Annotated in this window: 22 protein-coding genes; 8 read left to right on the plus strand and 14 right to left on the minus strand. The window is 62.3% G+C overall.

All coding sequences use genetic code 11. From position 1 onward, the window contains the following. The first annotated feature begins 44 nt into the window (after nt 1–44). Complete coding sequence (locus tag PMI24_RS23660) at nt 45–1,262, plus strand: MFS transporter (RefSeq protein WP_007958484.1); 1,218 nt, start codon at nt 45–47, stop codon at nt 1,260–1,262. On the opposite strand, the gene cueR is transcribed toward PMI24_RS23660, so the two are convergent. The 3 genes from cueR to PMI24_RS23675 all read right to left on the minus strand — a co-directional run bounded on the left by cueR (nt 1,216) and on the right by PMI24_RS23675 (nt 4,480). Then, complete coding sequence (gene cueR, locus PMI24_RS23665; protein ID WP_007958485.1) at nt 1,216–1,629, minus strand: Cu(I)-responsive transcriptional regulator; 414 nt, start codon at nt 1,627–1,629, stop codon at nt 1,216–1,218. The genes PMI24_RS23660 and cueR overlap by 47 nt on opposite strands. Next, complete coding sequence (locus PMI24_RS23670; RefSeq protein WP_007958488.1) at nt 1,626–4,019, minus strand: heavy metal translocating P-type ATPase; 2,394 nt, start codon at nt 4,017–4,019, stop codon at nt 1,626–1,628. Before PMI24_RS23670 ends, cueR begins: the two co-directional genes overlap by 4 nt. 77 nt (nt 4,020–4,096) lie before the next feature. Beyond that, nucleotides 4,097–4,480, minus strand: a complete 384-nt coding sequence (locus tag PMI24_RS23675) for a hypothetical protein (protein ID WP_007958489.1) — start codon at nt 4,478–4,480, stop codon at nt 4,097–4,099. A gap of 148 nt (nt 4,481–4,628) precedes the next feature. Between PMI24_RS23675 and PMI24_RS23680 the strand changes: the two genes are divergently transcribed. Together PMI24_RS23680 and PMI24_RS23685 are read left to right on the plus strand one after the other, a co-directional pair. Beyond that, nucleotides 4,629–4,826, plus strand: coding sequence for a heavy-metal-associated domain-containing protein (locus PMI24_RS23680; protein WP_007958490.1), 198 nt, complete (start codon nt 4,629–4,631; stop codon nt 4,824–4,826). 116 nt (nt 4,827–4,942) lie between these two features. After that, nucleotides 4,943–6,145: a multidrug effflux MFS transporter gene (locus PMI24_RS23685; RefSeq protein WP_007958491.1), complete on the plus strand. Its 1,203-nt coding sequence runs from the start codon at nt 4,943–4,945 to the stop codon at nt 6,143–6,145. A gap of 10 nt (nt 6,146–6,155) precedes the next feature. On the opposite strand, the gene PMI24_RS29380 is transcribed toward PMI24_RS23685, so the two are convergent. The 3 genes from PMI24_RS29380 to PMI24_RS23695 all read right to left on the minus strand — a co-directional run bounded on the left by PMI24_RS29380 (nt 6,156) and on the right by PMI24_RS23695 (nt 7,834). Next, nucleotides 6,156–6,329 carry a hypothetical protein gene (locus tag PMI24_RS29380; RefSeq protein WP_007958492.1) on the minus strand — a complete coding sequence of 58 codons (174 nt, stop codon included), beginning with the start codon at nt 6,327–6,329 and terminating at the stop codon, nt 6,156–6,158. A 166-nt stretch (nt 6,330–6,495) separates the two neighbouring features. Then, a complete protein-coding gene (locus tag PMI24_RS23690; protein ID WP_007958493.1) occupies nt 6,496–7,509 on the minus strand; it encodes a zinc-binding alcohol dehydrogenase family protein in 1,014 nt (337 codons plus the stop codon). 31 nt (nt 7,510–7,540) lie between these two features. Continuing rightward, entirely contained in the window at nt 7,541–7,834 is a 294-nt protein-coding gene (locus tag PMI24_RS23695) for a putative quinol monooxygenase (protein ID WP_007958494.1), read from the minus strand. A gap of 116 nt (nt 7,835–7,950) precedes the next feature. Here PMI24_RS23695 and PMI24_RS23700 point away from each other — a divergent pair, with 116 nt between their 5' ends. The 3 genes from PMI24_RS23700 to PMI24_RS23710 all read left to right on the plus strand — a co-directional run bounded on the left by PMI24_RS23700 (nt 7,951) and on the right by PMI24_RS23710 (nt 11,426). Then, nucleotides 7,951–8,880 carry a LysR family transcriptional regulator gene (locus PMI24_RS23700; protein ID WP_007958495.1) on the plus strand — a complete coding sequence of 310 codons (930 nt, stop codon included), beginning with the start codon at nt 7,951–7,953 and terminating at the stop codon, nt 8,878–8,880. 305 nt (nt 8,881–9,185) lie between these two features. Then, nucleotides 9,186–9,920, plus strand: a complete 735-nt coding sequence (locus PMI24_RS23705; protein WP_007958496.1) for an ArsR/SmtB family transcription factor — start codon at nt 9,186–9,188, stop codon at nt 9,918–9,920. Nucleotides 9,921–10,046: 126 nt separating this feature from the next. Then, entirely contained in the window at nt 10,047–11,426 is a 1,380-nt protein-coding gene (locus PMI24_RS23710; RefSeq protein ID WP_007958498.1) for an MFS transporter, read from the plus strand. 49 nt (nt 11,427–11,475) lie between these two features. On the opposite strand, the gene PMI24_RS23715 is transcribed toward PMI24_RS23710, so the two are convergent. From PMI24_RS23715 to PMI24_RS23725, 3 genes are all read right to left on the minus strand, one after another. Then, complete coding sequence (locus PMI24_RS23715; RefSeq protein ID WP_007958502.1) at nt 11,476–12,429, minus strand: adenosine deaminase; 954 nt, start codon at nt 12,427–12,429, stop codon at nt 11,476–11,478. A gap of 80 nt (nt 12,430–12,509) precedes the next feature. Next, entirely contained in the window at nt 12,510–13,475 is a 966-nt protein-coding gene (locus tag PMI24_RS23720; protein ID WP_007958503.1) for a 2-oxoglutarate and iron-dependent oxygenase domain-containing protein, read from the minus strand. Between the two features lie 56 nt (nt 13,476–13,531). After that, nucleotides 13,532–14,605, minus strand: a complete 1,074-nt coding sequence (locus PMI24_RS23725; RefSeq protein WP_007958504.1) for a BMP family ABC transporter substrate-binding protein — start codon at nt 14,603–14,605, stop codon at nt 13,532–13,534. 287 nt (nt 14,606–14,892) lie between these two features. On the opposite strand from PMI24_RS23725, the gene PMI24_RS23730 reads away from it, so the two are divergent. Continuing rightward, the gene (locus tag PMI24_RS23730) at nt 14,893–15,984 is read left to right on the plus strand and encodes a calcium:proton antiporter (RefSeq protein WP_007958505.1); all 1,092 of its coding nucleotides are present in this window, start codon (nt 14,893–14,895) and stop codon (nt 15,982–15,984) included. Between the two features lie 67 nt (nt 15,985–16,051). Here PMI24_RS23730 and PMI24_RS23735 read toward each other — a convergent pair whose 3' ends face one another. The 3 genes from PMI24_RS23735 to PMI24_RS23745 form a co-directional block, all read right to left on the minus strand. Then, nucleotides 16,052–17,410: an 8-oxoguanine deaminase gene (locus PMI24_RS23735; RefSeq protein WP_007958506.1), complete on the minus strand. Its 1,359-nt coding sequence runs from the start codon at nt 17,408–17,410 to the stop codon at nt 16,052–16,054. 183 nt (nt 17,411–17,593) lie between these two features. Continuing rightward, the gene (locus tag PMI24_RS23740) at nt 17,594–18,289 is read right to left on the minus strand and encodes an SDR family oxidoreductase (protein ID WP_007958507.1); all 696 of its coding nucleotides are present in this window, start codon (nt 18,287–18,289) and stop codon (nt 17,594–17,596) included. Nucleotides 18,290–18,316: 27 nt separating this feature from the next. After that, nucleotides 18,317–18,667: a MerR family DNA-binding transcriptional regulator gene (locus tag PMI24_RS23745; RefSeq protein WP_007958509.1), complete on the minus strand. Its 351-nt coding sequence runs from the start codon at nt 18,665–18,667 to the stop codon at nt 18,317–18,319. Between the two features lie 83 nt (nt 18,668–18,750). On the opposite strand from PMI24_RS23745, the gene PMI24_RS23750 reads away from it, so the two are divergent. Further along, nucleotides 18,751–19,167 (plus strand): hypothetical protein, encoded by a 417-nt coding sequence (locus tag PMI24_RS23750; RefSeq protein WP_007958510.1) that lies wholly within the window; start codon nt 18,751–18,753, stop codon nt 19,165–19,167. Here the strand turns inward: PMI24_RS23750 and PMI24_RS23755 are convergent. Both PMI24_RS23755 and PMI24_RS23760 read right to left on the minus strand, forming a co-directional pair. Continuing rightward, nucleotides 19,164–20,090, minus strand: a complete 927-nt coding sequence (locus PMI24_RS23755; protein ID WP_007958511.1) for an ABC transporter permease — start codon at nt 20,088–20,090, stop codon at nt 19,164–19,166. The two genes, PMI24_RS23750 and PMI24_RS23755, sit on opposite strands and share 4 nt — an antisense overlap. Then, entirely contained in the window at nt 20,090–21,196 is a 1,107-nt protein-coding gene (locus tag PMI24_RS23760; protein WP_007958512.1) for an ABC transporter permease, read from the minus strand. Before PMI24_RS23760 ends, PMI24_RS23755 begins: the two co-directional genes overlap by 1 nt. Nucleotides 21,197–21,203 lie beyond the last annotated feature (7 nt).

Here is a 21,203-nt window from a genome sequence, read left to right on the forward strand (position 1 = left end):
GAAAACCCGGCTTCGGCCGGGTTTTACACATTCAAGGATTGATTGTGAGCACCACTTCCCGCAATGCCCGGCTGATCATTACGGCCCGGCTGATTTCCGATTTCGGCGCTTTCCTGAACATGGTTGCGCTGGCCACTTATGTCTACCTGCTGAGCAACAGCGCGATGAGCGTGGGGATTTTTCTCGCCAGTCGCGTGGGTGGCGGGATTTTCGCCAGCCTGATCGGCACCGCGTTTTATCGTCGATGCAGCGGTCGCTTGCCGTTGATTGCCTTCGATCTGCTGCGCGCCGCTGTGCTCGGGCTGTTGCTCATCGTGCCGGTCAGTCAGCAGGCGTTGTTGCTGCCGCTGATCGCGTTCGGCCTGGGCTTAGGCAATTCGATGTTCGCCATCGGCCTCAACAGCCAGTTGCCGCGCTTGATCGAGCCGGCGCAGTTGCTCAAGACCAATGCCTGGATCACGTCCGCCTCGTCCATGGCGATGGTCGGCGGCAGTCTGGTGTCCGGATTGCTGGTCGCGGGGTTTGGTTTTGAAACGGTGTTCGCGCTGAATTCGGTGACCTATCTGTTGGCGGCAGTGTTGATTGCGCCGCTGCGGTTCAGCGCACCGGAGCCCGTCGCCAAATCCAGCACTGAACGCAGCGAATGGTCAGCCTTGGTGCAGGGGCTGCGCAGTGCGCCGGTGGTGGCCGCGATGTTGGCGGTGACCATGGCTGACACCCTTGGCAGCGCTGCGCATAACGTCGGTTTTCCGATCATTTCCAGACTGCTGACACCGGACTCGGCGAGCACCACGCTGGGCCTGATGCTCGCGGTGTGGGCCGCCGGCAAGCTGCTCGGCGCGCGGATCGCCAGTCGCCTCAATGGCTCGGAAAACATTCATCTGGAGCGCCGCTACTTCGGCGGCGTGCTGCTGATGTCCTGCGGTTTCATCCTGATGTTCCAGCAGCACAGCGTCGTCGGTCTGTTGCTGTTTTCGCTGCCGGCCGGACTGGGCGACGGTTTCTCGGAAGTCGGCCTGATGTCACGACTGCAACGGGAACCGGAGCCCCTGCGCCTGCCGATTTTCAGTTTCCTGACGCTGTTGCAGATGACCGGGTTTGGCGTCGGCATGCTGATCGCCGCACCGTTCTATGAGTGGTGGGCGCCGGGTGCCGTGGTGCTGCTGTTCCACGGCATTCCCCTCGCCACAGTGCTGTCGATGAAAATCCTGCTGCTCAGGCGCGAGCGGGTTGCGCGCAGCAGCCCGACGCCAGTTCCTTGAGGATCGGGCAGTCCGGGCGATGGTCGCCGTGGCAGTGCTCGACCAGATCCTGCAGGGTGTCGCGCAGTTCGCCGAGTTCGCGGATCTTCTGATTCAGCTCGTCGATGTGCTGGCGGGCCAGGGCCTTCACATCGGCGCTGGCGCGCTGGCGATCCTGCCAGAGCGTCAGCAGTTTGCCGACTTCCTCCAGCGAAAAGCCCAGGTCCCGCGAACGCTTGATGAATGCCAGCGTGTGCAGGTCATCGTCGCCGTAGACGCGATAGCCGCTGTCGGTGCGATGGGCGGCCTTGAGCAGACCGATCGACTCGTAATAACGGATCATCTTCGCGCTCAGGCCACTGTGGCGGGCCGCTTGGCCGATGTTCATCGGTTGTCCTCCAGATCCTCGGGTTTCCAGGTTTTCAACAGTAGCGCATTGCTCACCACGCTGACGCTCGACAGGGCCATCGCCGCACCGGCCAGCACCGGATTGAGGAAGCCGAACGCCGCCAGCGGAATACCGATCAGGTTGTAGACGAAGGCCCAGAACAGGTTCTGGCGGATCTTCGCGTAGGTCTTGCGGCTGATCTCCAGCGCTGCGGGTACCAGCCGTGGATCACCACGCATCAGGGTGATGCCGGCGGCGTGCATGGCCACGTCGGTGCCGCCGCCCATGGCGATGCCGATGTCGGCGGCCGCCAGCGCCGGTGCGTCGTTGATGCCGTCGCCGACCATGGCCACGACTCCGGTTTTCTTCAGCTCGGCGACGGTGGCGGCTTTTTCCGCCGGCAGCACTTCGGCGTGGACGTTTTCGATGCCCAGCGCTTCGGCAACCACCCGGGCGCTGCCGCGGTTGTCGCCGGTCAGCAGGTGGCTGTGGATGTGCTGGGCCGCCAGTTGTTGCACCGCGTGCAGCGCGCCGGACTTGAGGGTGTCGCCGAAGGCGAACAGACCGAGTACGCGAGGCTGCGGACTTTGCTCGATCAGCCACGACAGCGTGCGGCCTTCGGTTTCCCAGGCCTTGGCGGATTCGCTCAGGTTTCCGGCGTTCAGACCGCTTTCTTCCAGCAAGCGCCGGTTGCCCAGCGCCAGGCGCCGACCGTCGAGGCTGCCGGCGATGCCGCGCCCGGTCAGGGACTGGCTTTCGCTGACATCGGGCACAGTCAGATTGCGTTCGGCGCAGGCATCCAGCACGGCTTTGGCCAAGGGGTGTTCACTGCCGCGTTGCAGCGCGCCGGCGGCTGTCAGCAGGGCGTTTTCGTCACCGTCGATCGCACTGAAATGCGCGATGCGCGGGGTGCCGGAGGTCAGGGTGCCAGTCTTGTCAAACACCACGGCGCTGACTTCATGGGCACGTTCCAGTGCTTCGGCGTCCTTGATCAAAATCCCGTGACGGGCGGCCACGCCGGTGCCGGCCATGATCGCGGTCGGTGTCGCCAGACCGAGGGCGCACGGGCAGGCGATCACCAGTACTGCGACGGCGTTGATCAACGCGGTTTCCAGCGGTGCGCCGTACAGCCACCAGCCGATCAGCGTGGCAAGGGCCAGCAGCAACACGGTCGGCACGAACACCTGACTGACTTTATCCACCAGTTTCTGGATCGGAGCCTTCGCGGCCTGGGCGTCCTCCACCAGACGGATGATCCGCGCCAGCACGCTTTCCGCGCCGAGTGCCGTAGTGCTTACCAGCAAGCGGCCTTCGCCGTTGATCGCACCGCCGGTGACCTTGTCACCCGGTTGTTTGGGCACCGGCAGGCTTTCGCCGCTGATCAGCGCTTCGTCGGCATGGCTCTGGCCCTCCAGCACTTCGCCGTCCACCGGGAAACGTTCACCGGGTTTGACCAATACCCGATCGCCAAGGCGCAGGGCGCTGATGGCGACGTCCTGTTCGCGGCCATCAATGACTTGAATTGCCCGTTCTGGCCGCAACGCTTCCAGTGCACGGATGGCGCTGGCGGTCTGGCGTTTGGCGCGGCTTTCCAGGTATTTGCCGAGCAGCACCAGGGCGATGACCACTGCCGAGGCCTCGAAATACAGGTGCGGCATGCGCCCGGCAGCGGTCGCCCATTCATAGAGACTCAAGCCATAACCGGCGCTGGTGCCCAACGCCACCAGCAAGTCCATGTTGCCGGCGCCGGCGCGCACGGCTTTCCACGCGGCCACATAAAATCGCGCGCCGAAGATGAATTGCACCGGAGTGGCGAGGGCGAACTGCGCCCAGGCCGGGAGCATCCAGTGAATGCCGAACGGTTGCAGCAACATCGGCAGCACCAGCGGCAAGGCGAGGGCGATGGTGCAGATCAGCGCCCAGCGTTCATGGTTCAGGCGTTGCTGGCGATTGTCGGATTGTGGATGTTCGAGTTCGAAGAGGCTGGCCGAATAACCGGCCTTGCTCACGGCGGCGATCAGGGTTTGCGGGTCGACCGCGCCGAGCAATTCGAGGTGGGCGCGTTCATTGGCGAGGTTGACGCTGACGCTTTTCACCCCCGCAACCTTGTTCAGGGCGCGTTCGACGCGACCGACGCAGGACGCGCAGGTCATGCCGTCGATGTTCAATTCCACGGTGTGCTGCGGCACGCTGTAACCGGCGCGTTCGACCGCCTCCATCAGCGCCGGCAGGCTGTCGCCGGGGGCCTGCACCCGGGCCTGTTCGGTGGCGAGGTTGACGCTGACGGCACTGGCGCCGCTGACTTTGCTCAACGCCCGCTCGACACGGCCGGCGCAACTGGCGCAGGTCATGCCGCTGATGGGCAGATCGAACGTGATGGAATCGGACATCGGTCGTACTCCCTGTAGAAGATGCCTACAGGATCAACCTTGCCATGCTGGCAAGGTCAAGCGCCAATCCGAAAGCGTCAGTACCCGAGGCCGGTCGGCTTGAGGTACATGCCTTCCTGGTTCATCGCGATGCGGAATTTCAGGATGTCGCCGGCATGCAGTCTGATCTCCTGCGAACCCGGCGCGAGCATGCCCGGGTTGCAGCCCGGCATTTGTCCCGGCAGCAGTTTCAGGCGCAGCGAGACATTGCCCGGCGGCAGGTTGAACGACGTGCTTTGTTCCTGGAACAGGCGCGCCGACAGTTGATCCTGGATGTACACGCCGATTTCGCACGAGGTCGCCACTTCCAGACGCTCGCGGGAAATGATCAGCACCCCGTAATCTTCCCCGGCGGCATGCACCGAAGGGATCGCGGTAAAGAGGCTGAGAAAGCCAAACAGGCTGAAAGCTGACCAGCGCATGGCTGAATCTCCTGAATTCATGTCATTGATGCATGCAGCTTGGCCGAGCGCGGCGACGATTGCCAGCCCGGCAGTTTTTTGCAGAACTTGACCTTGCCATCGTGGCAAGCCCGAAACTGCCGGCAACCTCACTCAAAGGAGTCTTTCCATGCAAGTGTTCACTGTTGAAGGCATGTCCTGCGGTCACTGTGTCAAAGCCGTCACCCAGGCGGTGCAGAGCAAGGATCCGGCCGCCAGCGTGCGGGTCGATCTGGCGGCGAAGGAAGTCGGCGTCGAAAGTGCGTTGAGTGCCGAGCAGGTCATCGAGGCGATCAGCGAAGAAGGTTATGCGATCAAGCTCGCCTGATCTTTTTAATAGTTAGCGAGCTACCGGAATGTTCAAGGCGTCTTCGCGCGGCTAGACTGTCGGGCTGCACTCTCTACTAAAGTGCCCTCCCAATGCCTGCCGAACGTGGACGCCTGATGAACTTCCGTACCCTTCTGATTCTCGGCGCCCTGACCGCTTTCGGTCCGTTGGCGATCGACTTCTATCTACCCGCATTTCCCACCATGGCGCTGGCGTTCGGCACCGACGAGAAACACGTCCAGCTGACGCTGTCGGCTTACTTCTTTGGCCTGGCCATCGGCCAACTGGCTTACGGGCCGGTGGCGGATCGCTTTGGTCGGCGGATTCCGCTGCTCATTGGCCTGACGCTGTTCACGCTGGCGTCGGTGGCCTGCGCCTATGCGCCGAATCTGGAATGGCTGATTGGCGCGCGGTTGGTGCAGGCGCTGGGCGGTTGTGCGGGGATGGTGATTGCCCGGGCGGTGGTCAGCGACAAGTGCGACGCGGTGGGTTCGGCGAAAGTCTTCTCGCAGTTGATGCTGGTGATGGGGCTGGCCCCGATTCTGGCGCCGATGCTCGGCGGTCTGCTGGTCAACACGACGGGGTGGCAGTCGATCTTCCTGGTGCTGACCGGTTTCAGTGCCCTTGCCGGACTGGCGGTGGCCCTCGGCCTGCCGGAAAGTCTGCCGGCGCATGTTCCGCGTCAGCCGTTGTCCGGCGCTTTGCGTCAGTACGGCCGGCTGCTGGCGGATCCGGTCTACATGGGCCATGCCCTGACCGGCGGCATCGCCATCGCCGGGATGTTTGCCTACATCGCTGGCTCCCCGTTCATTTTCATCAAATTGTATGGCGTACCGGCCGAGCACTTCGGCTGGCTGTTCGGCACCAACGCGGCCGGGTTCATTCTGGTGGCGCAGGTCAATGCGCGACTGTTGGCCAAACGTGGTCCGGCGTTTCTGCTGTCGCGGGCGGTCTGGGTCTACCTGTGTGCCGGGATGACGCTGCTCGCGGTCAGCGCCTTGCACACCGAGGCCCTGTGGCCATTGCTGATTCCGTTGTTCATCTGCGTGGCCAGCCTTGGCTGCATCAGCCCCAATGCTGCAGCGTGTGCGATGAACGGGCAGGGCGGTCGTGCCGGCAGTGCTTCAGCATTGCTCGGCAGCATGCAATTCAGCGTCGCCGCCGGGGCTTCGGCGCTGGTGGGGATCCTGCACGATGGCACCGCCGTGCCGATGGCGATCGTCATCAGCTTGTGTGGTTTGCTGGTGGTGTGCGCAGCAATGCTCACCCGGCGCATGCAGAATGCCCGGGCGCTGGCAAAGGCGCAGGCCGAAGCCTGAACGGAAGAACTCAGCCGACAGCGCGTTGCTGGCCGAGGTCGGGAATCTGATGGGGCGCGTAGATACGCGCTTCGAGGATGCGAGTGAAGGCGCGAGCTTCGGCCTCACTGCGGAAGGTCACGGCGTGCTGGTCGAGACGAACTTGCCACTGGGACTTTGCCACTTCTTTTATCAGGATCTTCATTGCTGACCTCCCGTACGTAAAAGATTGCATCGCAGAGGACTCGATTGTAGTCCTGAATACGATCGCAATTGTGACAAGGGTCAAGCATCTGACTGACGGCAAAAAAACACCGCAGCCCCCGAGCCAGCCACATCGGAGGCTGGAGAAGGCTGCGGTCTTGCGGATTTTAGAAACCTTCTAAAACAATTTTCCCCTTGGCCTTGCCGCTTTCCAGCAATTCATGGGCGCGGCGCAGGTTGCTCGCGTTGATCGTGCCGAAGTGCTCGCCGACCGTGGTTTTCAACGTCCCGCTGTCGATCAGCCCGGCCACCCGGTTGAGCAGTTTGTGCTGCTCGATCATGTCCGGCGTTTCGAACAGCGAGCGGGTGTACATGAACTCCCAGTGCAGCGACAGGCTCTTGCGCTTGAGCTTGGTCACGTCCAGCGCCTTCGGATCGTCGATCAGCGCCAGTTTGCCTTGCGGCGCCAGGGCTTCGACCAGTTGGTCCAGGTGCTGGTCGGTCTGGGTCAGGCTGGCAACGTGGGTCACGTGGGTGACACCGGCGCGTTTCAGTTCTTCGCTCAACGGCTGGCTGTGATCAATCACCAGGTCAGCACCCAGCTCGGTCACCCAGTCGCGGGTTTCCGGGCGAGAGGCGGTGCCGATCACCTTGAGCCCGGTCAACTGGCTGGCCAGTTGGGTGAGGATCGAACCGACGCCGCCGGCCGCACCGACGATCAGCAGGCTCTGGTCTTCATCGGTGTTGCCTTCGCGAATCTGCAGGCGTTCGAACAACAGCTCCCAAGCGGTAATGGCGGTCAGCGGCAGGGCAGCGGCTTCGGCGAAACCGAGGGTTTTCGGCATATGGCCGACGATTCGCTCATCGACTACGTGCAATTCACAGTTGCCACCGGCGCGGGCGATGGAGCCGGCGTAGAACACCTTGTCGCCGGCCTTGAACAATGTCACTTCACTGCCGACCGACTTGACCACACCGGCCACGTCCCAGCCCAGCACCTTGGCAGCGCCGCCTTCCGGCGCGACGTTCTGGCGAACCTTGGTGTCGACCGGGTTGACCGAAATCGCTTTGACTTCCACCAGCAGGTCGCGCGGGCCGGCAACCGGTTCCGGCAGTTCGATGTCTTGCAGGGATTTTTCGTCGCTGATCGGGAGCGAGGCGTAATAGGCGATGGCTTTCATGGAGAACTCCGAAAGTGAATAAAGGAAGGCTTCAGGCGATGACGCGCAGGCGCTTGAGTTCGAAGTGTTCGAGGAACGCCTCGGCCTGGCTGCGGAAATGCTGGATATGAGCGCTGGCATCGTGCTCTTGCAGGGCTTCGTCGCTGGCCCACTGTTCGATCATGTAGAAGGCCAGCGGATTGGCCAGATCCTGGTGCAGGTCGTACTGACCGCAACCGGCTTCGGCGTGGGTCGGTTCTATCAGGGCGCGCAGGTGCTGTTCGAGGGCGTCCTGCTGGCCAGGTCGGGCAATCAGGGTGGCGATGGCGGTGAAAGGCTGGGACATGTTCGACTCCGGGACGGGATGAATTCGATGGATGGCATGATTGGCTATTTCTGCCGGAGATAAAACCGGCTAAAAGAGCAGTCTCTTTCAATATTTTTTTGATAATCGGGGCTGAGATGCTGCGTTTCGATGACTTGCAGTTGTTTGTCCGGGCGGCGGATCTGGGCAGCCTGTCGGCGGCGGCGCGGGTGATGGACATGTCCGCCGCCGTGGCCAGCGCCGCGCTCAAGCGGATCGAGCAGCAATTGGGCGCGCGTTTGTTGGCGCGCTCCACCCGCAGCCTGCGGCTGACGGCCGAAGGTGAAGGGTTTCTCGAGTACGCCCGGGCGGCGCTGAGCAACCTTGATGAGGGTCGGCGTCTGCTGGCCAGCGGGCAGGATCAGGTCAGCGGGATTCTGCAGCTGTCGGCGCCTTCGGACTTCGGGCGCAATCTTCTGTTGCCGTGGCTCGATGACTTTCAGCGCGAACACCCGAAACTGACGGTGCGCCTGCTGCTGGGTGACCGCATCGCCGATCTGTTTCGCCAGCCGGTGGACATCGCCTTGCGCTACGGCGAGCCGGAGGATTCGAGTCTGGTGGCGTTGCCGATTGCTCCGCACAACCGACGGGTGTTGTGCGCATCTCCTGCCTACCTGGCCCGGCACGGCGAACCGCTGCATCTGGAACAGCTCGCTCAGCACAACTGCCTGCTTTATATGCTCGGTGGCCGGGTGCACGACCATTGGAGTTTCCACGACGGCAAGCGCGAGGTCGGCCTGACCGTCAGTGGCGACCGCTTCAGTGACGACGCCGATGTGGTGCGTCTTTGGGCTGTGGCGGGAGCCGGCATCGCTTACAAGTCGTGGCTCGATGTGGCCGGTGATGTGCTGGCGGGGCGGCTGAAAGTGCTGTTGCCGGAGCTGCTCTGCGAACGCGCTCCGCTGAATCTGCTGTGCGCCCATCGCGCACAATTGAGTAAGCCGGTGAACCTTCTTAGGGAGATGCTCGCCAGCCGTTGCGCCGAATTGAGTAGCCGTTTTCCCGTTTTCCAGAAGTCTGACCATTAGTCGCAGGTAAATAGCGAAATTTCTCTCAGGAACAATCACCAACCACGGCCGCTCCGGCGCAGGACGCCGCGAGCAACCCGCTTATACTAGCGACCGCCTGATGCCCGCACCAAAAGGCCGATGCGAGAACGATCAGACCGCAACCGGCCGGGTAGGGACGAGGGTCGCGACAGTGCTGCGGTTTCCTTGCTGCGGCGCGCTGCCTCGCTTGGGCTCAAGGTATTTTGCGCGCCTTGGCCGACGACTGATTACTGGTCAAGATGTCTATGAGCTGTAGACGATACGATTCAACAGGGAGTGAATAGATGGAACATGCACCTTGCATCAGCCAGATCGCCACGTTGCTGGCCGATCCCAAACGCAGCGCAATGATGTGGGCGCTCATGGATGGCTCGGCGCGGCAGACCGAGGAGCTGGCGTTGCTGGCGGGGCTATCGCCGTCATCGGCCAGTGCGCATCTGGGGCGCTTGTCCGCTGGCGGTCTGTTGAAGGTCGAGGCGCGCGGTCGCAAACGCTTCTTCCGCCTGGCGGCTCCCGAAATCGGCGCGGCCATCGAAGCGCTGGCCAGCGCCACGTTGGCCAGCGCTCCGAGAGAAATCCCCGACGTGTTCAAGCGTGCCTCGCCGGTCGTCAGACCCCAGGCGGCGCCTTCGTCACTGCTGCGCGCGCGGTTTTGCGACGACCATCTGGGTGGAACGCTGGCCGCCGATCTGTACCAGCGTCTGCTCGACGCCGGCTGGATCGAGCAGCTTGAGCATCGAGTGGTGGTCACGCACAAAGGCTCGACTCAACTGGCCGGGCGCGGGGTGTACATCCAGGCGCTGGCCCACCGCAACGCCCAGGTGGCGTGCGCCTGTCCGGACTGGAGCGAGCGTCGCCCGCACATGGGAGGCTCGTTGGGGGCGGCGTTGCTGCAGCTGTTCATGCAGTCGGGCTGGCTGGTACTGCCCAACGATTCCCGCGCCCTGCAACTGACGGCGGCGGGCCAGCGGGAAATTCATCGATTTGCCTGTGAAACCGAGCTGGAAATGGCGTTGTAGAGCGCTTTCTTCCACGGGACAGCAACTGAACGTCGCCAACGGCTGCGAACACGTCGCATCTGGCACAGGCGCGCAACCGCTATCGCGCACACTCGATCCGGGGACTTTTCGGATTGAGGAGGTGGCATGGACACGGGAAACTTCAGCGCGGCAGATCGACTGGAGCGCCTGCCAGTCAGCGGTTATCACCGGATCATCTTCATCATCATCGCCCTGGCGTTTTTTTTCGACTCCATGGATCTGGCGATGATGACCTTCCTGCTCGGCTCGATCAAAGCCGAGTTCGGCCTGAGCAGTGCGCAGGCTGGCCTGCTGGCCAGTTCGAGTTTTTTTGGCATGGTGCTGGGGGCGTCGCTGTCCGGATTGCTGGCGGATCGGTTCGGTCGCAAACCGGTGTTCCAGTGGAGCATCGTCCTGTGGGGGCTGGCCAGTTACCTGTGCTCCACGGCGCAGACGGTCGAGAGCCTGACGCTGTTTCGCATTCTGCTGGGAATCGGCATGGGCATGGAGTTTCCGATTGCCCAGTCGATGCTGTCGGAGTTGATTCCTGCCCAGCGCCGGGGACGCTACATCGCCTTGATGGACGGTTTCTGGCCGCTGGGTTTCTTGGCTGCCGGGGTGCTGTCGTATTTCCTGCTGCCGTTGATTGGCTGGCGCGACATCTTTCTGGTGCTGGCGGTGCCGGCGGTGTTCGTGCTGGCGATCCGCTTTTTCATTCCCGAGTCGCCGCGCTGGCTGGAGCAGGCCGGCAAGCATGACGCGGCGGACAAGGTTTTGCGCGGGATCGAGGCGCGGGTACAAGCCTCACTCGGCGGTGCTGCATTGCCGGAGCCTGTTCGTCTGCCACGCAGCGTGACTCCACCGGGTCATTTCCTTTCGGCGCTCAAACAGATCTGGTCACCGCTGTATCGCCAGCGCACGACGATGATCTGGAGCCTGTGGTTCTTCGCACTACTGGGTTTCTACGGCCTGACGTCGTGGCTCAGTGCACTGTTGCAACAGTCGGGTTTCGCCGTGACTCAGTCGGTGTATTACACGGTGCTGATTTCCCTCGGCGGGATTCCCGGCTTCCTGATGGCGGCCTGGCTGGTGGAGCGTTGGGGACGCAAGCCGGTGTGCATCGTCACGTTGCTCGGCGGCGGGGTGATGGCGTTTCTGTACGGACAAAGCGCGGTGTTTGGCGGCAACGTGGCGCTGCTGATCGGCACGGGCCTGTTGATGCAGTTTTTCCTGTTCGGCATGTGGGCGGTGCTCTACACCTACACGCCGGAACTGTATCCGACCTCGGCGCGGGCGACGGGCTCGGGATTCGCCTCGGCCATCGGACGCGTGGGGTCGTTGCTCGGTCCGTTGGTCACCGGGCTGGTGTTCCCGATTACCGGGCAGGGCGGGGTGTTTGCGCTGGGGGCGCTGTGCTTTGCGATTGCGGCGGGGGTGGTGTGGCTGTTCGGGATGGAGACCCGGGGCAAGACGCTCGAAGAGCTGACGGAAGCGGTTGTGCGCTGAGAACTGAAAAGCCGTTCGAACACGGGCGTGTTCGAACGGCTTTGTACTGTTACGGTTTTACCAACCGCGCATCCAGGCTGTTCTGCGCCAGGCGCTTGGCCTGATCCTGGGTCATGCCCAGGTGAGTGTGCAGCGCGTGGAAGTTCTCGGTGACATAACCGCCGAAGTACGCCGGGTCATCGGAGTTCACCGTGACCTTCACGCCGCGCTCGAGCATGTCGAGGATGTTGTGCTGCGACATGTGATCGAACACGCAGAGTTTGGTGTTCGACAGCGGGCATACGGTCAGCGGGATCTGCTCGTCGATGATCCGCTGCATCAGGCGCTCGTCTTCGATGGCGCGCACGCCATGGTCGATACGCTGGATTTTCAGCAGGTCGATGGCTTCCCAGATGTACTCTGGCGGGCCTTCTTCACCGGCATGGGCGACGGTCAGGAAACCTTCGTGACGGGCACGATCGAACACGCGCTGGAACTTGCTCGGCGGGTGACCCATCTCGGAGCTGTCCAGACCTACCGCGACGAACGCATCACGGAACGGCAGCGCCTGGTCGAGGGTTTTCTGTGCTTCATCTTCGCTCAGGTGGCGCAGGAAACTCAGGATCAAGCCGCTGGTGATGCCCAGTTGCTGCTCGCCATCCTTCAGCGCGGCGGCGATGCCGTTGAGCACCACTTCGAACGGGATGCCACGGTCGGTGTGGGTCTGCGGATCGAAGAACGGTTCGGTGTGGATCACGTTCTGTTCTTTGCAGCGCAGCAGGTAGGCCCAGGTCAGGTCGTAGAAATCCTGGGAGGTGCGCAGCACGTCGGCGCCCTGGTAATACAGGTCGAGGAATTCCTGAAGATTGTTGAAGGCGTAAGCCTTGCGCAGGGTTTCGACGTCGCTCCACGGCAGGGCGATCTTGTTGCGTTCGGCCAGGGCGAACAGCAGCTCGGGCTCCAGCGAGCCTTCGAGGTGCAGGTGCAGTTCGGCCTTGGGCAAGGCGTTGAGCCAGTCGTACATATTCTTTTCTCATCAGGTGCAATGACGGCATTCTACAGATGCCCACCGAAACAAATGGCAAAACCTGACCAACCGATCCATCACACCGCTTCCTGCTCCCGTCGATAGGCGTAGGTATCGGCGAAACGCGACAGCAGGAATTCGGCGCAGGTGGTGGTCGGATATTTCGCTGCGTGCTGTGCGTCCTGGCAACCGGGCAGGCACTCGATGCGGGTGTCCGGGTGCGGCTCGGCGAAGAACGGCATCGAGTAGCGATCCACGCCGAGCGGGCTGATCACCCGGTGCGGAGTCGAGCGATAACGGTCGTTGCTCCAGCGCGCCATCATGTCGCCGAGGTTGACCACGAAGGTGCCGTCGATGGGCGGGGCGTCGATCCACTGGCCTTTGACGTTTTTCACCTGCAAGCCGCCGGCGGTGTCCTGATACAACAGCGTGATGCAGCCGTAATCGGTGTGCGCGCCGGCACCTTGCTGCTCGGCAGAACTGGCGGTGTGGCGCGGCGGGTAGTGGATCATCCGCAGCACGCTGACCGGCTCGTTGAAGCGTGTATCGAAGAAGTCGCGCTCGATGCCCAGCGCTAAAGTCATGGCCCGCAACAGGGTTTGCGCGAGGGCCTGCATGTCGAGGTAATGCTGCTCCATCAGCGTTTCCCAACCGGGAATGGCCGGATGACGGTTGGGGCCACGCAAGGGTTTTTCCGCCAGCACCTCGGGATGATCGGCCGGCAGGTGCAGGCCCATGTCGAAGGTTTCCTTGAGGTCGCTGGGTTTGTCCGGGTCGAGCTGTTCGGTGGCGATGGCGCCGTAGCCGCGGTGATGGACAGTCTGGGTGATGTCGATCTTGAGTTTTTCCGCTGTTGGCAATGCGAAGAAGTGCTGGGCGTGATCGAGCAGGGATTCGATGCGCTGCGCAGAAATCGGGTGGCCCTTGATGTAGAAAAAGCCCCATTCGCGGCAGGCGTGGTCGATCTGTTCGGCGACGGCGGACCAGGCGTTCTGGTCGTCGGAGTAGAGCGGCGAGATGTCGATGATCGGGAGTTGGTTCATTTCGAATGCTCTTCAGCGACCGCTCCCATCCAAGGGGAGCGGTCAGGGTCAGGTGGTTACTTCGGCATCTCGGCCTTCATGCCTTCGACGTAGTAATTCATCGACGCCAGTTCGGCGTTGGTGGCGCTGACCCCCGCCGGGATTTTCTCGGCCCCGGCCTGATCCTTGATCGGCCCGGTGAACGGTTGCAGGGCGCCGCTCTTGATGTCGGCGATGATCTGCTCGGCTTCGGCCTTCACCGGTGCCGGCACCAGATCGCTGATCGGCAGTTCGACCGTGCCTTCCTTCAACCCGCCCCAGTAGTCCTGGGATTTCCAGTTATGGTCGATCACGCTTTGGGTCGCCTGAATGTAGTGCGGCGCCCAGTCGTTGACGATTGAAGTCAGCACCGCTTTCGGCCCGAAGTGCGCCATGTCCGAAGCGTAGCCCACGGCATAGACACCACGCCGCTCGGCAGCCTGAATCGGCGCCGGGCTGTCGGTGTGTTGGAACACGACGTCCACACCCTGATCGATCAGTGCGTTGGCGGCGTCGGCTTCCTTGCCCGGGTCGAACCACGAGTTGACCCACACCACTTTGATCTCGGTGCCGGGGTTGTACTTGTTCAGGGCCAGCTGGATGGCGTTGATGTCGCGGATCACTTCGGGGATCGGGAACGAGGCGACGTAGCCGATCTTTTTGGTCTTGGTCATCTTCGCCGCGAGGAAACCACCGACGTAACGGCCCTCGTAGGTGCGCGCGAGATAGGTGCCGAGGTTCTTGTCCTGCTTGTAGCCGGTGGCGTGTTCGAAGGTCACCTTGGGAAACTGCTTGGCGACTTTCACCGTCGGGTTCATGTAGCCGAAAGAGGTGGTGAAGATCAGGTCGTAGTTGTCCTTGGCCATGTTGCGGATTACCCGCTCGGCATCGGCGCCTTCGGCGACGTTCTCCACGTAGTTGGTGGTGATCTGCGAACCGAGTTTTTCCGCCAGCGCCTTGCGCCCCTGTTCATGCTGATACGTCCAGCCGTGGTCGCCGATGGGGCCGATGTAGACGAAGCCGACTTTCAGTGGATCGGCGGCACTGGCGCTCAGGCTGAGGCCAAGGCCCATGGCGATGCACAGCAGTGTTTGCAGTGGACGTTTTTGCATGAACGCGAACTCCCTTTTGTTGTGTGTGGGGAGGGCAATGCAAAAGGCTGACCAAGCGGACAACAAATCAATTGGAAATCGGGGCGAGGCCTTCGCGAGCAGGCTCGCTCCCACAAAAGCACCGCGATCCCTGTGGGAGCGAGCTTGCTCGCGATGAGGCCGGCCGGGCCGAAAAAAGTGCATGCCCGTACACGGACGCCATCCACTGGTGCGCTAAGGTGTAACGAACCATTAGCGCCGCCCCGCAGTCAGTAGCTCATTCGAACCCCTGCGCCAAAAGGCCCGCCATGCTCACGATCCTCAAGCAAGAAAGCTTTCTGCTGCTGGCCCTGATCGCGGCCCTTGTCGCGTATCCGCTGGAGCACTGGTTGCTGCACAGCGGCCAGCTCGTAGCGCTGACGGCCGGGCTGGTGTTGATCGCGTTCATCGTCGCCGCCTCGATGCGCGTCGCCCATCAGGCCGAACTGCTCGCGGAAAAAGTCGGCGACCCGTACGGCACGATGATCCTGACTCTCGCCGCCGTACTCGTGGAAGTGGTGATCCTGGCGATCATGATGAGCAACGAAGCCTCGCCGACGCTGGTGCGCGACACGATCTATTCGGCGGTGATGCTCGATATCAACGGCATCCTCGGCCTCGCCGCGCTGATGGGCGGGATCAAGCATGGCGAGCAGTCCTACAACGACGATTCGGCCCGCAGTTACAGCGTGATGATCCTCACTGCCATGGGCGTGTCGATGGTGGTGCCGGAGTTCATTCCCGAGGCCAACTGGAAAATCTATTCGGCGTTCACCATCGGCGCGATGGTGGTGCTTTATGCGTTGTTTCTGCGGATGCAGGTCGGGCCGCACAGTTACTTTTTCAGCTACAGCTACCCGGACAAACGCCGCAAGAAAGAGCCCGTGGAACAGGAGCCGAAACCGGTCAGCCTGGCGCTGTCGATCGGCATTCTAGTGTTCGGCGTGGTGGTGATCGGCGCACTGGCCGAGGTGATGTCCAAGACCCTCGATCTGGGGCTGGAAGGGACGGGCGCACCGCCGGTGATCACGGCGATTCTGGTGGCAGCGATTTCGGCAGCGCCGGAGATTCTGACCGCGTTGCGCGCGGCGTTGGCCAACCGGATGCAGTCGGTGGTCAACATTGCGATGGGCGCGTCGTTATCGACGGTGATTTTGACGGTGCCGGTGATGGAAGCGATGGCGCTCTATACGGGGCAGCCGTTTCAGATGGCGATGACGCCGGTGCAGACGGTAATGATCTTCATCACGCTGATTGTCAGCGCGATCAACCTCAATGACGGGGAGACCAATGCGATTGAGGGCATGACCCATTTTGTGCTGTTTGCGACATTTATCATGTTGTCGCTGCTGGGGTTGTGATTGATCGTTCCCACGCGGACGGTTCGACGCCTCGACGTGGGAACGATCATCAGGTCAGGAGGAGGAATCAGGTACCGGCAATCAACTGCCGAGCCGCCTGGCTGTGATCGGCAATCAGGCCTTTGAGATCCAGCCCTTCAACCTGCCCGTCAATCACACGCCACTTGCCGCCGACCATCACGCGATCCGCACGATCCGCGCCGCACAACAGCAACGCCGAGATCGGGTCATGGCTGCCGGAGAAGCGCAGTTCATCCAGCTTGAACAACGCCAGATCCGCCTGCTTGCCGACCGCCAGTTCACCGATATCGGTGCGGCCCAACAGGCTCGCCGAACCCTTGGTCGCCCAGCCCAGCACGCGTTCCGGGGTGATCTTTTCGGCGCCGTAACGCAGGCGCTGGATGTACAGGGCCTGACGGGCTTCGAGGATCATGTTCGATGCATCGTTGGACGCCGAACCATCCACGCCGATACCGAACAATGCGCCGGCATCGGTCAGGTCGATGCTCGGGCAGATGCCCGACGCCAGACGCATGTTCGAGCTCGGGCAGTGGCAGATACCGGTGCCGGCCGCGCCGAGACGGGCGATTTCGTCGGGGTTGAAGTGGATGCCGTGAGCCAGCCACGTACGCGGGCCGAGCCAGCCGACGCTGTCCAGATAATCCACAGTGCGCAGGCCGAAGCGTTGCAGGCAGAAATCTTCTTCGTCGAGGGTTTCGGCGAGGTGGGTGTGCAGACGCACATCGAGTTTGTTCGCCAGTTCGGCGCTGGCGGACATGATTTCCGGGGTCACCGAAAATGGCGAGCACGGCGCCAGAGCAATCTGGATTTGCGCGCCGTCGCCACGTTCGTGGTACTCGTGAATCAGCCGCTGACTGTCGTCGAGAATCACCTGGCCTTCCTGCACGGTCTGTTGCGGAGGCAGGCCGCCGTCCTTCTCGCCGAGGCTCATCGAACCGCGGGTGAGCATGGCGCGCATGCCCAGTTCGCGCACGGTTTCGACTTGCACGTCGATGGCGTTTTCCAGGCCATCCGGGAACAGGTAATGGTGGTCGGCAGCGGTGGTGCAACCCGACAACAGCAACTCGGCCAGCGCGACTTTGGTGGCGAGGGCGAGTTTTTCAGGCGTCAGGCGCGCCCAGACCGGGTACAGGGTTTTCAGCCACGGGAACAACGGCTGATTGACCACCGGCGCCCAGGCGCGGGTCAGGGTCTGATAGAAGTGGTGGTGGGTGTTGATCAGGCCCGGCAGGATCACGTGTTCACGGGCGTCGAACACTTCATTGCACGGTGTGGATGGTTGCTGGCCGGCGCCAAGCACTTCGGTGATCACACCGTCTTGCAGCACCAGACCGCCACGGGCATCGAGACCGTTGGCCGTGAAAATGGCGAGGGGATTTTTTAACCAGATACGGGTCGCAGGCATTGTGGCCGGCTCCTCTGAAAGTTGGGTTCAGGGTTGCCAGCTCAGTGTTGCCCTGTCTGCTGATCCAGGGTCGCCGCGAAGGACGAGGTGCGGAGTTTCGAACAAAATGTTGCGACGGGCAAGCCCAACCCGACCAGACACCGGGATAACCCTGTGGGAGCAAGCCCCCACAGGGTCCAGCGATTACCAGGGAATGGTTTCACCCTTGTAGTTCACGAAGTGATGGCCGCCCTTGCCGGCAAACGCATCGACCTGATCCACCAGGCCACGGGTGCTGGTCTCCACGTCGATGTCGGCACCTTCGCCGCCCATGTCGGTTTTCACCCAGCCCGGATGCAGCGACAGCACCGTGAGTTTCTGATCGCCCAACTGAGTGACGAAGCTGTTGGTCATCGAGTTCAGCGCCGCTTTGCTGGCCTTGTACAGCGCCAGTTCCGGCGCGTCGGGCATGGTCACACTGCCGAGCACCGAACTCATGAACGCCAACACGCCGCTGCCGTCGCGGATCTGGCCGACGAAACGCTGGGCCAGATTGATCGGCGCCACGGCGTTGGTGAAGAACAGCTGGCCGACTTCCGCCAGCGTCGCGCCGCCCGGGGTTTGCACGTCAGGGCCTTTGACCCCGGCGTTGACGAACAGCAGGTCGAAGGTCTCGCCCTTGAGCTGCTGACTCAGGGCGATCACCGCTTGCTGGTCGTCCATGTCGAGCTTTTCGACTTGCACGTTGCCCAGTGCTTTCAGCGCCTCGGCATTCGCAGGGTTGCGAACCGTGGCGGTGACTCGCCAGCCGTCGGCCAGCAGGGTTTTCACCAGTCCCAGGCCCAGGCCCCGGGAGGCGCCGATGATCAATGCGTGCTTGGCAGGATTAAGTGCGGACATGATTGGCTTTCCTTGAAAGTTGAAAGATCACGGGTTCAATGGACAGCGTTGACCGAGTCGTTGCTGCAACTCGTGGCGCAGCTCGCCGAGTTCGGCCATGCGGGTTTCGATCAGTTTGAGTTTGTCTTGCAGCAGTTGCGTGACGGCCGTGTCGGGGTTGGGCGATTGCCACAACGCGCCCACGCTGCTGCCGATCTCGCCGAGGGTAAAGCCCAGACGTTGGGCAGTCTTGATGTAGAGCACCAGTTGCGCCATCTCCGGTGGATAGTCGCGATAACCGTTGGCGCTGCGTTGCGCCGCGATCAATCCGCGCTCCTCGTAGAACCGCAGCGTGTCACGGCTGACATCGCAGGCCTGGGCCAACTCACCGATGCGCATCAAGGAGATCTCGAAAGTGTTTGACCCTGGAGCATACTCCAGGCTTTACCGTGGTTGCTCCCTGAATTTTCGGAGCAAGGACGATGTGGACTTCAACGCAGTATCGGCGGTTGGTGCGCGGCAGCGCCTGGTATGACTTGATCGTGACGGCGGCGTTTGTCACGCCGTGGAGTTTTGCCGCGTTGCATGGGGTGTTGACGGCGTTGAGCCAGGCGCTGGATCTGCCCGGCGAGCTGCCGGCGTTCGAACCTGTGCATATGTTGATGGCGAATCTGTTGGGTTCGGTGGTTTGTGTTTGGGCCGTGCTGCGGATTCGTGATCCGCAGCCGGTTTATGGGCGCTATGACGCGGTGGCGAGGTTTCTGTTCGCCGTGTGGCAGGCGTATGCCCTGGCCCACGGCGCCAGTTCGTTGCTGGTGGGGTTCCTGGTGTTCGAACTGGCGTGGGGCATGGCTCAGGTGTTGCCGGTTCGGCCGCTGTCGCGAGCCGTCACGGCTTAGTGTCCGGCCTGCCACGGCTGTCCCAGTGATACCGGCGCGTACAACCGCGTACGCACCGCATCCCGCGACAACAACACCAGCACCAGAATGGTCGCGGCATACGGCAGCATCGCCAGCAGACTCGAAGGAATCGCCAGCCCCAACCCTTGCGCCACCAGGTGCAGGATGCTGGCGAGTCCGAACAGATACGCGCCGAGCAGCAACCGCCACACCCGCCAACTGGCGAACACCACCAGCGCCAGCGCGATCCAGCCGCGCCCGGCGGTCATGTTCTCGGCCCACATCGGCGTGTACGCCAGCGACAGATAAGCGCCGGCCAGTCCGGCCATCGCGCCGCCGAACAGCACCGCCAGTGTGCGCACGGTCAGCACCGGCAAGCCCATGGCACTGGCCGCATCCGGGTTCTCGCCGACCGCTTGAATGATCAGCCCGACACGGCTTTTCACGATCACCCACGCCACCAGCGCAAACAGCGCGAACGACAGGTACACCAGCAGATCCTGGGCAAACAGCATGCGGCCGATCAGCGGGATTTCGCTCAAGTATGGAATCGCCAGCGGCTCGAATCCCGCCAGCGGTTTGCCAACCCACGCCGCGCCGACAAAGGTCGACAGGCCCACACCAAAAATCGTCAGCGCCAGCCCGGTTGCCACCTGATTGGCGTTGAACACCAGCGCCACCAGGGCAAACAGCGACGACAACAGCATCCCGGCGAGCATCGCCAACACCACGCCAAGCCACAGGTTGCCGCTGTTGAACGCGACGATGAAACCGATCACCGCGCCAAACAGCATCATGCCTTCCTGACCGAGGTTGAGTACGCCGCTCTTCTCGCAGATCAGTTCACCCAGTGCTACCAACAGCAATGGCGTACCGCAGCGCACCATGGCGTAGAAAATATTGCTCAGCAGATCGATATCCATCACAGCGCTCCGGCGGTTACGGCGGTGGTAGAAGTGCGCCGCACCCAGCGCAGGTTCAGGCGTGGCCGATAGAGGATCAGCACGTCACAGGCCAGCAGGAAAAACAGCATCATTCCCTGGAACAACTGGGTGATCGCCTGCGGCAGATTCAGCGTCATCTGCGCGCTCTCGCCACCGATGTACAGCAGCGCCATCAACAGGCTGGAAAACAGAATGCCGATGGGGTTGAGCCGCCCGAGAAACGCCACGGTGATTGCCGCATAGCCGTAGCCCGGCGAGACTTGCGGCACCAGTTGGCCGATCGGCCCGGTGACTTCGCAGACACCGGCGAGCCCGGCCAATCCACCACTGATCAGCAGTGCGAGCCAGATCAGACGCTTTTCGCGAAACCCGACGAATCCTGCCGCACGTTTGTCCAGCCCCAACACCTTGATCTGGAAACCGACGAAGCTTTTCTGCAGCAACACCCACACCGCGACCAACGCGAGCAAGGCGAAATACACCCCGATGTGTGCCCGACCGTCCTCCATCAACAGCGGCAGACGGCTGGCATCGCTGAACATCGCCGACTCGGGAAAGTTGAACCCGGCCGGATCCTTCAGCGGCCCGTGCACGCAGAACAGCAGCAGGTTCAGCGCTATGTAATTGAGCATGATGCTGGTGAGGATTTCGTTGGCATTGAAGCGTGTGCGCAACCAGGCGGTGAGCCCGGCCCACGCGGCGCCGGCGAGGGTGCCGGTGAGCAGGATCAGCACCAGCGCCCAGCGGCTTTGCATATCGATAATATTTACCGCCAGCGCACTGCCAGCCAGGGCGCCGAGCAGCAACTGGCCTTCGGCGCCGATGTTCCAGATCCGCGCCTGATAGGCCACTGCAAGGCCCAACGCACACAACAGGATCGGCAGGGTTTTGACCAGCAGTTCGGAGACGCCGTACAGGTCACTGACCGGGGCGATCAACAACGTGTGCAAAGTCTTCAGCGGATCGTGGCCAAGGGCGACGAACAGCAAAGATCCGCACACCAGCGTCAGCGCCGCCGCCAGCACCGGCGAGCACCACAGCATCAGGCGCGATTGCCGGCCACGGGGTTCGAGGGAAAGCAACATGGGAAAA

The sequence above is a fragment of the Pseudomonas sp. GM25 genome (assembly GCF_000282255.1).
Lineage (GTDB): Bacteria > Pseudomonadota > Gammaproteobacteria > Pseudomonadales > Pseudomonadaceae > Aquipseudomonas > Aquipseudomonas aphyarum.

Excerpts from the sequence above, each read along its gene's own strand:
- cueR (WP_007958485.1), bottom strand. The coding sequence starts at position 1,629 with ATGAACATCGGCCAAGCGGCCCGCCACAGTGGCCTGAGCGCGAAGATG.
- PMI24_RS23670 (WP_007958488.1), bottom strand. The coding sequence starts at position 4,019 with ATGTCCGATTCCATCACGTTCGATCTGCCCATCAGCGGCATGACCTGC.
- PMI24_RS23675 (WP_007958489.1), bottom strand. The coding sequence starts at position 4,480 with ATGCGCTGGTCAGCTTTCAGCCTGTTTGGCTTTCTCAGCCTCTTTACC.
- PMI24_RS23680 (WP_007958490.1), top strand. The coding sequence starts at position 4,629 with ATGCAAGTGTTCACTGTTGAAGGCATGTCCTGCGGTCACTGTGTCAAA.
- PMI24_RS23685 (WP_007958491.1), top strand. The coding sequence starts at position 4,943 with ATGAACTTCCGTACCCTTCTGATTCTCGGCGCCCTGACCGCTTTCGGT.
- PMI24_RS29380 (WP_007958492.1), bottom strand. The coding sequence starts at position 6,329 with ATGAAGATCCTGATAAAAGAAGTGGCAAAGTCCCAGTGGCAAGTTCGT.
- PMI24_RS23690 (WP_007958493.1), bottom strand. The coding sequence starts at position 7,509 with ATGAAAGCCATCGCCTATTACGCCTCGCTCCCGATCAGCGACGAAAAA.
- PMI24_RS23695 (WP_007958494.1), bottom strand. The coding sequence starts at position 7,834 with ATGTCCCAGCCTTTCACCGCCATCGCCACCCTGATTGCCCGACCTGGC.
- PMI24_RS23700 (WP_007958495.1), top strand. The coding sequence starts at position 7,951 with ATGCTGCGTTTCGATGACTTGCAGTTGTTTGTCCGGGCGGCGGATCTG.
- PMI24_RS23705 (WP_007958496.1), top strand. The coding sequence starts at position 9,186 with ATGGAACATGCACCTTGCATCAGCCAGATCGCCACGTTGCTGGCCGAT.
- PMI24_RS23710 (WP_007958498.1), top strand. The coding sequence starts at position 10,047 with ATGGACACGGGAAACTTCAGCGCGGCAGATCGACTGGAGCGCCTGCCA.
- PMI24_RS23715 (WP_007958502.1), bottom strand. The coding sequence starts at position 12,429 with ATGTACGACTGGCTCAACGCCTTGCCCAAGGCCGAACTGCACCTGCAC.
- PMI24_RS23720 (WP_007958503.1), bottom strand. The coding sequence starts at position 13,475 with ATGAACCAACTCCCGATCATCGACATCTCGCCGCTCTACTCCGACGAC.
- PMI24_RS23725 (WP_007958504.1), bottom strand. The coding sequence starts at position 14,605 with ATGCAAAAACGTCCACTGCAAACACTGCTGTGCATCGCCATGGGCCTT.
- PMI24_RS23730 (WP_007958505.1), top strand. The coding sequence starts at position 14,893 with ATGCTCACGATCCTCAAGCAAGAAAGCTTTCTGCTGCTGGCCCTGATC.
- PMI24_RS23735 (WP_007958506.1), bottom strand. The coding sequence starts at position 17,410 with ATGCCTGCGACCCGTATCTGGTTAAAAAATCCCCTCGCCATTTTCACG.
- PMI24_RS23740 (WP_007958507.1), bottom strand. The coding sequence starts at position 18,289 with ATGTCCGCACTTAATCCTGCCAAGCACGCATTGATCATCGGCGCCTCC.
- PMI24_RS23745 (WP_007958509.1), bottom strand. The coding sequence starts at position 18,667 with ATGCGCATCGGTGAGTTGGCCCAGGCCTGCGATGTCAGCCGTGACACG.
- PMI24_RS23750 (WP_007958510.1), top strand. The coding sequence starts at position 18,751 with ATGTGGACTTCAACGCAGTATCGGCGGTTGGTGCGCGGCAGCGCCTGG.
- PMI24_RS23755 (WP_007958511.1), bottom strand. The coding sequence starts at position 20,090 with ATGGATATCGATCTGCTGAGCAATATTTTCTACGCCATGGTGCGCTGC.
- PMI24_RS23760 (WP_007958512.1), bottom strand. The coding sequence starts at position 21,196 with ATGTTGCTTTCCCTCGAACCCCGTGGCCGGCAATCGCGCCTGATGCTG.